General features: G+C 67.2%; 11 protein-coding genes. 1 reads left to right on the forward strand and 10 read right to left on the reverse strand.

Annotated elements, in window-relative coordinates:
• Positions 1-46: 46 nt before the first annotated feature.
• From asd to leuC, 4 genes are all read right to left on the reverse strand, one after another.
• Positions 47-1,159, reverse strand: a complete 1,113-nt coding sequence (gene asd / locus BMY22_RS14715) for an aspartate-semialdehyde dehydrogenase (RefSeq protein ID WP_090623307.1) — start codon at positions 1,157-1,159, stop codon at positions 47-49.
• 49 nt (positions 1,160-1,208) lie between these two features.
• A complete protein-coding gene (gene leuB, locus BMY22_RS14720) occupies positions 1,209-2,291 on the reverse strand; it encodes a 3-isopropylmalate dehydrogenase (protein WP_090623310.1) in 1,083 nt (360 codons plus the stop codon).
• A gap of 61 nt (positions 2,292-2,352) precedes the next feature.
• Positions 2,353-3,000, reverse strand: coding sequence for a 3-isopropylmalate dehydratase small subunit (gene leuD / locus BMY22_RS14725; RefSeq protein ID WP_090623312.1), 648 nt, complete (start codon positions 2,998-3,000; stop codon positions 2,353-2,355).
• 11 nt (positions 3,001-3,011) lie between these two features.
• On the reverse strand, positions 3,012-4,433 hold the full coding sequence (leuC, locus tag BMY22_RS14730; protein WP_090623314.1) for a 3-isopropylmalate dehydratase large subunit: 1,422 nt from the start codon (positions 4,431-4,433) through the stop codon (positions 3,012-3,014).
• A gap of 160 nt (positions 4,434-4,593) precedes the next feature.
• Between leuC and BMY22_RS14735 the strand changes: the two genes are divergently transcribed.
• Positions 4,594-5,478, forward strand: coding sequence for a LysR family transcriptional regulator (locus tag BMY22_RS14735; protein WP_090623316.1), 885 nt, complete (start codon positions 4,594-4,596; stop codon positions 5,476-5,478).
• Between the two features lie 102 nt (positions 5,479-5,580).
• Here the strand turns inward: BMY22_RS14735 and BMY22_RS14740 are convergent, their stop codons facing one another.
• The 6 genes from BMY22_RS14740 to BMY22_RS14765 form a co-directional block, all read right to left on the reverse strand.
• Complete coding sequence (locus BMY22_RS14740) at positions 5,581-6,795, reverse strand: aldose 1-epimerase family protein (RefSeq protein WP_090623319.1); 1,215 nt, start codon at positions 6,793-6,795, stop codon at positions 5,581-5,583.
• A 138-nt stretch (positions 6,796-6,933) separates the two neighbouring features.
• Positions 6,934-7,905: a carbohydrate kinase family protein gene (locus BMY22_RS14745; protein WP_090623321.1), complete on the reverse strand. Its 972-nt coding sequence runs from the start codon at positions 7,903-7,905 to the stop codon at positions 6,934-6,936.
• Between the two features lie 36 nt (positions 7,906-7,941).
• On the reverse strand, positions 7,942-9,231 hold the full coding sequence (locus BMY22_RS14750; RefSeq protein ID WP_090623324.1) for a sugar MFS transporter: 1,290 nt from the start codon (positions 9,229-9,231) through the stop codon (positions 7,942-7,944).
• A gap of 86 nt (positions 9,232-9,317) precedes the next feature.
• The gene (pgi, locus tag BMY22_RS14755; RefSeq protein ID WP_090623326.1) at positions 9,318-10,985 is read right to left on the reverse strand and encodes a glucose-6-phosphate isomerase; all 1,668 of its coding nucleotides are present in this window, start codon (positions 10,983-10,985) and stop codon (positions 9,318-9,320) included.
• 126 nt (positions 10,986-11,111) lie between these two features.
• Positions 11,112-11,825: a 6-phosphogluconolactonase gene (pgl, locus tag BMY22_RS14760; protein WP_090623328.1), complete on the reverse strand. Its 714-nt coding sequence runs from the start codon at positions 11,823-11,825 to the stop codon at positions 11,112-11,114.
• On the reverse strand, positions 11,812-12,652 hold an 841-nt coding region (locus BMY22_RS14765), incomplete at its 5' end, for a glucose-6-phosphate dehydrogenase (NADP(+)) (protein WP_143068502.1). The genes pgl and BMY22_RS14765, both read right to left, overlap by 14 nt.

Genomic DNA, 12,652 nt, shown 5'->3' on the forward strand with positions numbered 1-12,652 from the left:
GGGATGGCCGCGGCGCTTTTCGTCTGCCGTATCGGCAGGCAGTCCGTCAACGCTCCAGCAGGATGCGCAGCATGCGCCGCAGCGGCTCGGCCGCCCCCCACAGCAGCTGGTCGCCGACAGTGAAGGCGCCGATATACTGGGAACCCATGTTGAGCTTGCGCAGACGACCGACCGGAACCGTCAGCGTGCCGGTAACGGCCGCCGGGCTCAGCTCCTGCATGCTGGCGTCGCGATGGTTGGGCACCAGCTTCACCCAGGGATTGTGCTGGCTGATCAGCCCTTCGATGTCGGCCAGCGGCACGTCCTTGTTCAGCTTGATGGTCAGCGCCTGGCTGTGGCAACGCATGGCGCCGACGCGCACGCAGATGCCGTCGACCGGGATCGGGTTCTTGATGCGGCCGAGGATCTTGTTGGTCTCGGCCTGCCCTTTCCATTCTTCGCGGCTCTGCCCGTTGGGCAGCTCCTTGTCGATGTAGGGGATCAGGCTGCCGGCCAGCGGCACACCGAAATGGTCCACCGGGAACTCGGCGCTGCGCTGGGTTTCGGCAACCTTGCGGTCGATCTCGAGGATCGCGCTGGCCGGATCCGCCAGCTCGGCGGCCACCGCAGCGTTGATCGTGCCCATCTGGCGGATCAGCTCGCGCATGTTCTGCGCGCCGGCGCCGGAAGCGGCCTGGTAGGTCATGGCGCTCATCCACTCGACCAAGCCGGCCTCGTAGAGGCCGCCCAGGGCCATCAGCATCAGGCTGACGGTGCAGTTGCCGCCGATGTAGTTCTTGATGCCGGCATCCAGCGACTGGTCGATCACCCGGCGGTTGACCGGGTCCAGGACGATGACCGCATCGTCGGCCATGCGCAGACTGGAAGCGGCATCGATCCAGTAGCCCTGCCAGCCGGCTTCGCGCAGCTTGGGGAAGACTTCGCTGGTGTAGTCGCCGCCCTGGCAGGTGATGATCGCATCGAGGCCCTTCAGCTCGTCGATGCTGTAGGCATCCTTCAGCGACGCGGTTTCCTTGCCGATGGCCGGCCCCTCGCCGCCCACGCTGGAAGTGGTGAAGAACACCGGCTCGATCAGGTCGAAATCCCGCTCCTCCAGCATCCGCTGCATGAGCACGGAACCGACCATGCCGCGCCAACCGATCAGACCTACACGTTTCATTGCAACTGCACCTATATAAAAGTGGCCCGCCTACATGCGAGCCGAAAGCTTACAACGTGACGAGCGCCGCGACTACCGCATCGCCCATCTCGGCCGTGCCGACCTTCCGGCAGCCTTCCGACCAGATGTCGCCGGTACGCAGCCCCTGGTCCAGCACCTTGCTGACCGCCTGCTCGATGGCGTTGGCCGCCTCGACCTGGGCGAAGCTGTAGCGCAGCATCATCGACACCGAGAGGATGGTCGCCAGCGGATTGGCGATGCCCTTGCCGGCGATGTCCGGCGCCGAGCCGTGGCACGGCTCGTACATACCCTTGTTGTCGGCATCCAGCGAAGCCGACGGCAGCATGCCGATCGAGCCGGTGAGCATGGAGGCCTCATCCGAGAGGATGTCGCCGAACATGTTGTCGGTGACGATCACGTCGAACTGCTTGGGCGCGCGCACCAGCTGCATGGCGGCGTTGTCGACGTACATGTGCGACAGCTCGACGTCCGGGTAGTCCTTGGCGACTTCCTCGACCACCGCGCGCCACAGCTGGCTGGAAGCCAGCACGTTGGCCTTGTCCACCGAGCACAGCTTCTTGTTGCGCACGCGGGCCATGTCGAAGCCAACCTTGGCGATACGGCGGATCTCGCTCTCGCTGTACGGCAGGGTGTCGTAGGCCATGCGCTCGCCATTGTCGAGCACCTTGCTTTCGCGCGGCTGGCCGAAGTAGATGCCGCCGGTCAGCTCGCGAACGATGAGGATGTCCAGGCCCGCCACGATTTCCGGCTTCAGGCTGGAAGCCGCCGCCAACTGAGGGTAGAGCAGCGCCGGGCGCAGGTTGCCGAACAGGCCCAGCTGCGAGCGGATCTTCAGCAGGCCGCGCTCCGGACGGATGACCGGATCGATGCTGTCCCACTTCGGCCCGCCGACGGCGCCGAGCAGGATGGCATCGACCTGGCGGGCGCGCTCCAGGGTCTCGTCGGCCAGCGGTACGCCGTACTTGTCGACGGCCGCGCCGCCCAGCTCGTCGTAGCTCAGCGCGAAGCCCAGCTGGTACTTCTCGTTGGCCAGCTTCAGGACCTTGATCGCCTCGGCGACGATTTCCGGACCGATACCGTCGCCCGGAAGAACCAGAATCTGCTTGCTCATTGCATGTCCTTGAATGTCGAAGCGTGGGAGCGGGACGCACCCGCCACCACCGGGAAAGGGATTACTTGATCGCGCCGAACAGCCAGGGGCTGCTCTGCTGGTGCTTGGCCTCGAATGCCTTGATCGCGTCGGCGTCCTGCAGGGTCAGGCCGATGTCGTCCAGGCCGTTGAGCAGGCAATGCTTGCGGAACGGATCGATGTCGAAGCCGAGCACCTTGCCGTCCGGACGGGTCACCGTCTGTGCAGCCAGGTCGACGGTCAGCCGGTAGCCCTCGGTCGCCTCGCCCTGCTTGAACAGCTCGTCCACTTCCGCTTCCGGCAGGATGATCGGCAGCAGGCCGTTCTTGAAGCTGTTGTTGAAGAAGATGTCGGCGAAGCTCGGTGCGATGACCGCGCGGAAGCCGTATTCCTCCAGCGCCCAGGGCGCGTGCTCGCGGGAGGAGCCGCAGCCGAAGTTCTCGCGGGCCAGCAGCACGCTGGCCCCCTGGTAGCGCGGGAAGTTCAGCACGAAGTCGTTGTTGAGCGGACGGTTCGAGCAATCCTGGCCCGGCTGGCCGACGTCCAGGTAGCGCCACTCGTCGAACAGGTTGGGGCCGAAGCCGCTGCGCTTGATCGACTTGAGGAACTGCTTGGGAATGATCTGATCGGTATCGACGTTGGCGCGATCGAGGGGAGCGACCAGGCCGGTGTGTTGGGTAAAGGCTTTCATCTCATCGCTCCTCAGTTCAGCAGCTCGCGCACATCGACGAAGTGACCGGCGACCGCCGCGGCGGCGGCCATGGCCGGACTGACCAGGTGGGTACGCCCGCCGGCGCCCTGACGGCCCTCGAAGTTGCGGTTGGAGGTCGAGGCGCAGTGCTCGCCGCTCTCCAGGCGATCCGGGTTCATCGCCAGGCACATGGAGCAGCCCGGCTCGCGCCACTCGAAGCCGGCCTCGATGAAGACCTTGTCCAGCCCCTCCTGCTCCGCCTGCTCCTTGACCAGACCGGAGCCCGGCACCACCAGCGCCTGCTTGACGCTCGCGGCGACCTTGCGGCCCTTGGCCACCTCGGCGGCGGCACGCAAATCCTCGATCCGCGAGTTGGTGCAGGAACCGATGAACACGCGATCGACCTTGATCTCGCCGATCGGCTGGTTGGCCGAGAGGCCCATGTACTTCAGCGCGCGGACGATGGAGTCGCGCTTGACCGGATCGGCCTCGAGGGCCGGGTCCGGCACGCGCGCGTCGACCGGCAGAACCATCTCCGGCGAGGTGCCCCAGGTGACCTGCGGCTTGATCTCTTCGGCCTTCAGCTCGACCACGGTGTCGAACGTGGCGTCGGCATCGGAGACCAGCCCCTTCCACTGCGCGACCGCCTTGTCCCAGTCGGCAGCCTGCGGCGCATAGGGACGACCCTTGACGTACTCGATGGTCTTGTCGTCCACCGCCACCATGCCGACCCGGGCGCCGGCCTCGATGGCCATGTTGCAGAGGGTCATGCGGCCTTCCATGGACAGCTCGCGAATGGCGCTGCCGGCGAACTCCAGGGCGTGGCCGGTGCCGCCGGCGGTGCCGATCTTGCCGATCACCGCCAGCACGATGTCCTTGGCGCTGACGCCGGAGGACAGCGTGCCCTCCACCCGCACCTGCATGTTCTTCATCTTCTTGGCCACCAGACACTGGGTGGCGAGCACATGCTCGACCTCGGAAGTGCCGATGCCGTGGGCCAGCGCGCCGAAGGCGCCGTGGGTGGAGGTGTGCGAGTCGCCGCAGACCACGGTCATACCCGGCAGGGTCGCGCCCTGCTCCGGGCCGACCACGTGGACGATGCCCTGGCGCGGGTCGTTCATCTTGAACTCGACGATGCCGAACTCGTCGCAGTTCTCGTCCAGGGTCTGCACCTGGATGCGCGAGGTCTCGTCGGCGATGGCGGCGACGCCGGACTGGCGGTCCTGGGTGGTCGGCACGTTGTGGTCGGGGGTGGCGATGTTGGCGTCCACGCGCCACGGCTTGCGGCCGGCCAGGCGCAGCCCCTCGAAGGCCTGCGGCGAGGTCACTTCGTGGAGAATCTGCCGGTCGATGTAGATCAGCGACGAACCATCGTCGCGACGCTTCACCTCGTGCATGTCCCAGAGCTTGTCGTAGAGCGTTTTGCCGGCCATCGGACTTTCCTCGTCAGTGTCTCAGCAGGGGCGGCCCGCCCCGTGCGCGATGGGGGGATGCTAGGGGCTTGCGATGAATTACTCAAATTCATATTTTTCATCCACTGCATTCCCACAAGGAATACAGCGAGCGGCCAACCACCCGGAGCACCGAACCACCATGGACCTCGCCAACCTCAACGCTTTCATCGCGATTGCCGAAACCGGCAGCTTCTCCGAGGCCGGCGAGCGGCTGCACCTGACCCAGCCGGCGGTGAGCAAGCGCATCGCCGCACTGGAGCAGCAGCTCCAGGTGCGCCTGTTCGATCGCCTCGGCCGCGAAGTGAACCTGACCGAAGCCGGTCGCGCGCTGCTGCCGCGGGCCTACCGGATTCTCAGCGTGCTGGAGGATACCCGGCGGGCGCTGAGCAACCTCAATGGCGACGTCAGCGGCCGGCTGACCCTGGCGACCAGCCACCACATCGGCCTGCACCGTCTGCCGCCGCTGCTGCGCGCCTTCACCCGCGCCCATCCGCAGGTGACGCTGGACATCCACTTTCTCGATTCTGAGGTGGCCTACGAGGAGATTCTCCACGGCCGTGCCGAGCTGGCGGTGATCACCCTGGCCCCGGAGACGGCGGCGCCGGTGCGGGCGGTGAGAGTCTGGGACGATCCGCTGGATTTCGTCGCCGCCCCGGAACACCCGCTGGCGCGCAACGCCCGGGTGAGCCTGGCCGACGTGGCCCGGCATCCGGCGGTGTTTCCCGGCGGCAACACCTTCACCCACCACATCGTCCAGCGCCTGTTCGAAGGCGAAGGGCTGGCGCCCCACATCGCCATGAGCACCAACTACCTGGAGACGATCAAGATGATGGTGTCCATCGGCATCGCCTGGAGCGTATTGCCGCGCACCATGCTGGACGACCAGGTGAAACCCCTGACGCTGCCGGGCATCCGCCTGTCGCGCCAGCTCGGCTACATCCTGCACACCGAGCGGACCCTGTCCAACGCGGCACGGGCCTTCATGGCCCTGCTCGACGGCGCACGCGAGACGCCCGCCCTCTGAACCCCAGACGACCGCGAAGACTTTTGTGGGGGCCATCCAGACCCCGACGGGTCAGACCTCGCCGCACAAAATACGCCGAAAGCTCCCGCTTGCCGCGCGGGCTCACTCCCCGCCCAGATCGACCAGCGGCGTTTCGCGCACCTCGGTCGGGCGCCCGGCCTGGATTTCCTCGACCCGCTGCAGGGCCCGCTCCACATCCTGGCCGTCGGCGAGCAGCGTGAAGCTGAGCTGGAAGTGGCGCCGCTCCTTCGGGCCGATGGTCGGCACCAGGCCCAGCGGGCGCTGGTAGCGGCGGTTGTAGGAGAAGCTGGTGCCGGGCTCGAGGCCGGTGACGTAGCCCTGCCGCTCGGTATCGGTGTTCTTCCACAGGGAGAACACCGGCAACTGGCCGAGGTTGAAACCGACCGCCACGCCCCGGTCGCCGGCACGGTTGTGCAGCACGGCCAGGCTGTCGCCCAGCGCATCGCCGTAGGGGATCAGGTTGTAGACGGTCTCGTCGTAGTCCACGGTCGGCCCGCGATAGCTCTGCCACTCGGCGAGTTCGCCGCGGGCCCGCTCGTTGAACGGCGACACCTGCCTGACCGGGGCGACGAAACGCGAGCCCTGCTCCAGGAGCGGCGTGCCGAAGTTGTTGTGGTAGAGCGCCTGGTATTCCCGGGGATAGTCGCCGCGGTTGGTCAGGGTGTCGTCGAGGGTGAAGCTCTGCGCGCCCGGCTCGGTGCTCAGCTCGGTGACGATGGCGAAGTCGACCTTCTTGAATGCCTGCTCCTTCAGCTCGCCGCGCAGGCGGATGGTGTACGGGGGTCTCTCGTCGATGCTCAGCACCACCCGCGAAGCCGGGATGTTCGACACCCGGCCGTGCAGGGTGAGCAGCTCGCCCTTGTCCACGCCGGGATGGCCGATCCATTCGTAACCGCAGCGGGTGACCAGCTCGTTGAAGCCCTCCAGCCAGCCGAGACCGCCGCGGCCGTTGAGTTCGATGAAGGCCGGGTTGACCACTTCCCCGACCGGGGAATCCCAGCCCAGGCGGACGTCGCCGGCCACCGCGCGCAGCACGTTCATGCCGCGGGTCGGCACCAGGGTGATCTGCATGGCGCCGGTATCGATGTCGATCAGGCTGACACCCTCCTGGCGCCCGCCGTGCAGGGTGCGCAGGGTGACCGAGAACGGCGTGTCGGTCTCGATACCCAACTGCCGGCTGTCGATGCTCCAGTTCTGCGGGGCCTTGTCGCTGTCGATCAGGACAAACTCATGGACCGGCGCGGGCGTGGCGCTGGCGATGGCGCCCGGGCCGGCGAGGCCGGAATGCTTCTTCATGATGGATTCCTTGGGGTTGATCGGGTTGTCGGCCGGGCCGGCCGAGGGGAAAAGGGAAACGGGGACGCCCATGCGGCGTCCCCTCGCCCCGGCCCTCCGGAGTCGGCGCGAACCGATCCGGGCCGCGCTGAATACAGGCTAGACGACCGGCTCCGGCTGGCCGACCGCGGCCGTCAGCTCGTGGCGGCGCGGCAGGTCCGGCCCGCGGCGCTGGCAGGTCAGCGCCGCCGCCGCCTGGGCGAAGGCGAGCATCTGCTCGAGGTGGGACTTCTCCAGGCTGTCGAGCAGGCCCGGACGATCGAAACCCTGCTCGGCCAGGTAGGTGATCAGGGCGGCCTGGAAGGTGTCGCCGGCGCCCACGGTATCCACCGGGACGATCGCGTGGGCCGGGCTCGACCAGCTGCCGTAGACGCGGCTGAACACGGTCACGCCGCGCTCGCCGCGGGTGAGGAAGACCAGGCGGCACTGGTGCTGCAGAAAGCCCTCGGCCATCGCCGCCGGGTCCTCGCCCGGATAGAGCAGTTCCAGATCCTCCTCGCTGACCTTGACCAGATGGGCGTGCCGGGCGAAGGCGCCAATCCGCTCGCGCCAGACGTCGAGGTCGGGCTCGACGTTGAGACGCACGTTGGGGTCGAGGGTGATCAGCAGCTCCTGCGAGGACTTGGCCACCAGCCCGTAAAGGGTGTCCGCGGTCGGCCGCACGACCAGCGAGTAGGAGCCGACATGGATGCCGCGGACTTCGCCGCCCAGCGCGGGCACCTGCTCCGGACGCAGCTGGCGATCCGCCCCGGAATGCCCGTAGAAACTGTAGTGGGGCACGCCCTGCGCGTCGACGGCGACCAGACTCAGGGTCGTGGTGGACGCCTCGAGCGGGACCAGGTAGCGGGTCGACACCCCCTCGTCCTCCAGCACCTGACGCAACTGCAGGCCGAGGAAATCGGTGGAGATCCCGGTCAGCAGGGCGGAATCCACCCCCAGCCGGCTGAGCCCCACCGCCACGTTGAAGGGAGAGCCGCCGGCAATCGCCTTGAACCCTACCTGCCGTGGCAATTCACTGTGCGCCGGCTCGACGAACAGGTCGAACAGCGCTTCGCCGCATACTAGAAACATTGCGCACCTCTTGGTCACTGAAACAACGTCACCGGCTCATTCGCTGGCCAGCGTGGAATGGGGAACGCTGGCCACGGCCGGCTTCTGGGAAAGTCCGTAGAGCGCCACCACCACGCAGCAGGCGAACGGCACGATGAAGGACGTCGCCATGCCGGCGGCATCGGCGATCGCGCCCATCACCAGGGGCAGAAGCGCGGCGCCGACCAGGGTCATCACCAGGATCGAGCCGCCCTTGTTGGTCTGCCGGCCCAGGCCCTGCACGCCCATGCCGAAGATCGTCGGGTACATGATCGACATGAAGAAATACATGGCGATCACCGCGACGACCGAGACCTTCTCCATCGCCAGCATGGCGACGACGCTCAGGAAGGCACAAGCGATGGCGTTGAACACCAGCAGAGAGCGGGCCGGGATGCGGCGCATCAGCCAGGTGCCGGAGAAACGGCCAACCATGTAGCCGATCATCGCCACCGACAGCAGGAAGGAACAGAACTGGGGCGTGCTGCCCTGCCAGTGCTCCAGGGCGAAGTTGATGAAGTAGGCGCCGACGCCGACATAGGCGCCGATGTTGCAGAACTGCGCCAGCAGAGCGAAGGTGAAGTTCTTGCGGCGCCACAGCGAGACCTCCTCGTCGGCCGGCGCCTCGCTGGCTTCATGGGACGCCTGGTCGCTACCGACCGCCGGGAAGGCGGTGCGGGCGAAGACCACCATCAGCATCACCACCAGCACGGCGAGCGACACATAGATCAACGAGGTCGGCGCAATGGTGCTGCCGGCGAACTCGAGCGGCGGCGCATAGAGCACCGCGCCGCCGATCATCGGCCCGAGGAACACCCCGAGGCCGTTGAAGGACTGAGCGAAGTTCAGGCGCTGCACGGTCTTGTCCGGGCTGCCCAGCGCGGCGGCGTAGAGGTTGGCGGACACCTCCAGGCAGGCCAGACCGCAGGCGAGCACGAAGAGCGCGACCAGGAAAGCGTCGAAGGTCGCGGCCCAGGAAGCTGGCACGAAGAGCAGCGCGCCGATCGCGAACAGCGCGAGGCCGAGCAGGATGCCGGCCTTGTAGCCACAGCGCTCCATGAACAGGCCGACCGGCAGCGCCATGATGAAATAGGCACCGAAATAGGCGGTCTGGATCAGCCCGGACTTGGCCCGGGAGATGTTCAGGGTTTCCTGGAAATGGTGGTTCAGGACGTCCAGCAGGCCATGGGACAGCCCCCACATGAAGAACAGGGCCGTCACCAGGACGAAGGCGAAGGTCGTGGAAATGGGCGCGCTCGTCCCGGCCGCGGCTGGCGACCGCTCTTGCAGACTGAGTTCGACGTTCATCGGTAACCCTTCCTTTTGGATTTATTGTTCAGGTACGAGCGGGCCACGCCGTACGGCGTGGCCCGCAGGGTACAACCTCGTTCGGATCAGCCGCGGTGGCGTCCGCGGAAATAGTCGATCAGCCCCTGGGTCGAGGAATCCTCGGCCGGCGGCGCCTCGTAGGCGGTCAGCCGGCCATAGAGGTTCTTGCCCAGCTCCTTGCCCAGCTCGACGCCCCACTGGTCGAAGGAGTTGATCCCCCAGACCACCCCCTGGACGAACACCTTGTGCTCGTACAGGGCGATCAGCGCGCCGAGGCGGCTGGGGTTGAGGGTTTCCATCACCAGGGTGTTGCTCGGCCGGTTGCCGGGGATCACCTTGTGCGGCGCCAGGCGCTTCACTTCCGCTTCCGGCAGGCCCTTGGCGCGCAGCTCGGCCTCAGCCTCCTCGCGGCTCTTGCCGCACATCAGCGCCTGGCTCTGCGACAGGCAGTTGGCGTACAGCCACTGGTGGTGGTCGGCCACCGGGTTGTGGCTGACCACCGGCACGATGAAGTCCGCCGGGATCAGCGGAGTGCCCTGGTGCAGCAGCTGGTGGTAGGCATGCTGGCCGTTGCAGCCGACGCCGCCCCAGATCACCGGGCCGGTACCGCAGGACACCGGGCTGCCGTCCTGGCGCACGCTCTTGCCGTTGGACTCCATGTCCATCTGCTGCAGGTGCTTGACGAAATTGCGCAGGTAGTGGTCGTAGGGCAGGAAGGCGTGGGTCTGCGCGCCCCAGAAGTTGTGGTACCAGATGCCGAGCATGGCCAGCAGCACCGGCATGTTGTTCTCGAACGGCTCGTTGCGGAAATGGCAGTCCATGGCATAGGCGCCGGAGAGCAGGTCCTTGAAGTTGGCCATGCCGATGGCCAGGGCGATCGGCAGGCCAATGGCCGACCACAGCGAATAGCGCCCGCCGACCCAGTCCCACATCGGGAAGATGTTCTTCTCGCGGATGCCGAACTCGATCGCCGCCTGCTTGTTGCTGCTCACCGCGATGAAGTGGCGATAGAGCTTTTCCTCGGTGCCCCCCTTGGCCAGGTACCAGGTGCGCGCGGCCTGGGCGTTCTTCAGGGTCTCCAGGGTGCCGAAGGTCTTGCTGGAGATGATGAACAGGGTGGTCTCGGCGTTCAGCCGGGCGGTCAGCTCGCGGAACTCGCTGCCGTCGATGTTCGCCAGGTAGTGGCAGCGCACGCCGGACTGCTGGGTGTAGGGCAACAGCGCCTCGGAGACCAGCTCGGGGCCGAGGTAGGAGCCGCCGATGCCGATGTTCACCACGTCGGTGATGGCCTTGTCGTTGTAGCCGCGCCACAGCTTGTTGTGGATGCGCCCGACGATGTCGGTCATCTGCGCCAGAGCGGCGTGCACGTCGCGCATGATGTTGTGGCCGTCGATGACCAGGCTGTCGCCCATCGGGCGGCGCAGCGCGGTGTGCAGGACCGGGCGGCCTTCCGAGGCGTTGACCGGCTCGCCGGCGAACATCGCCCGGGCGGCCTCGGCCAGGCCCGCCTCGCGGGCCAGGGCGACCAGCAGGGTGCGGGTTTCCTGGGTGATCAAGTTCTTCGAGTAGTCGAGAAAGAGGCCACAGCTGGAGGTGGAGAAGTCGTCGAAGCGCCGCGGATCGGCCTGGAAGGCCTCACGCATGCGAAAGTCCTGCATGGCCTGACGGTGTTCCTGCAGCGCCTGCCAGGAAGCCAGGCGGGTGACGTCGAACGGTTGCTGGTAGTAGCTCATGGGCGTACGGCCTCCTTAAATCTGTCTTGGTCTTGTAATGAATGCGGCCATCCCGATTGGCTGCCCGGATTCGCGGACTCGTTGCCCGCGGCCTCGCAAGGGCCGGGCTTTCCTGCGCTTTCGCCCTCAGGGGCTCCAGTAGATTTCCAGCGGATCGTTGAGAAAGGCACGGATCGGCATCCGCAGCGGATCGGCACGCAGGGCCTGGCGCAGGGTCTCCAGCTTGGCCGGCCCCTGGATCGCCAGACAGCGCCGGCGCGCCCGGGCCAGCAGCGGCCAGGTCAGACTGATCCGCGGATGCGGGGCGACCGGCGCGAGCATCGCCATGCACGGCTCGGCGCAGGTGCCGGCCAGGGCCTGGGCGAGGTTCGGGCTGCCGGGGAACAGCGAGGCGGTGTGGCCGTCCTCGCCCATGCCCAGCACCACCATATCGACCGGCCGCTTGAGGGGCTCCAGCGCCCTGCCCGCCTGGCGCGCCGCCGCCTCCAGGGTGGCCGCCGGCTGGTAGAGGCCGAGGAAGCTCGCCGCGGCGGCCGGGCCGCGCAGCAGGTGGCGGCGCACCAGCGCCTCGTTGCTGCCCTCCTGATCCGGTGCCACCCAGCGCTCGTCGACCAGGCCGACCTGTACCCGGCTCCAGTCCAGCTCAAAGGCGGACAGCGCCTCGAAGAAGGGAATCGGGCTGCGCCCGCCCGACACCAGCAGGCTGGCCAGGCCGTCGGCTTCGACGGCCTGGCGCAACACCTCGGCCACATGCTCGGCAAGCCCCTCGGCCAGGGCGGTGCCGTCGGCCAGTTGCCGGGCCACTACCCCGGCGGGTAGATCGAGTTCAGAAATCGCCATACCAGCTCCTCCCGTCGCGGGTGATCAGGGCAATCGACGCCAGCGGCCCCCAGCTGCCCGCCGCGTACGGCTTGGGCGCCTCGCCCTGCAGGCGCCAGCCGGCGATCAGCCGGTCGCACCACAGCCAGGCGTGCTCGATCTCGTCCTTGCGCACGAAGAGGTTCTGGTTGCCCTTCATCACCTCCAGCAGCAGCCGCTCGTAGGCGTCGGGGATCCTCGCGCTGCGGTAGGTGTCGGAGAAATTCAGCTGCAGCGGACCGCTGCGCAGCTGCATGCCCTTGTCCAGCCCCTGCTCCTTGGTCATCACCTGCAGGGCGATGCTCTCGTTCGGCTGCAGGCGGATGATCAGCTTGTTGCCGATCAACGGGCGCTGCTCCGCGGCGAAGATGTAGTGCGGCGGCGCCTTGAAGTGGATGACGATCTGCGACAGCTTCTCCGGCATACGCTTGCCGGTACGCAGGTAGAACGGCACCCCGGCCCAGCGCCAGTTGCGGACCTCCGTACGCAGCGCGACGAAGGTCTCGGTGTCGCTGCGCGGGTTGGCGTTGTCCTCTTCCAGATAGCCCGGCACCGCCTTGCCCTGGATGTTGCCGGCCACGTACTGGCCGCGCACCACCTGCTGGCTGAGCTGGGCGGCGTCGATCGGCGCCAGCGCCTTGAGCACCTTGACCTTCTCGTCGCGGATGCTGTCGGCCGACAGGTCGCTCGGCGGGTCCATGGCGATCAGGCAGAGCAGCTGCAGCAGGTGGTTCTGGATCATGTCGCGCAGCTGGCCGGCCTTGTCGAAGTAGCCCCAGCGGCCCTCGATGCCGACCTGCTCGGCCACG

The sequence above is a fragment of the Azotobacter beijerinckii genome (assembly GCF_900110885.1).
In the GTDB taxonomy this organism is placed as follows: Bacteria; Pseudomonadota; Gammaproteobacteria; order Pseudomonadales; family Pseudomonadaceae; genus Azotobacter; species Azotobacter beijerinckii.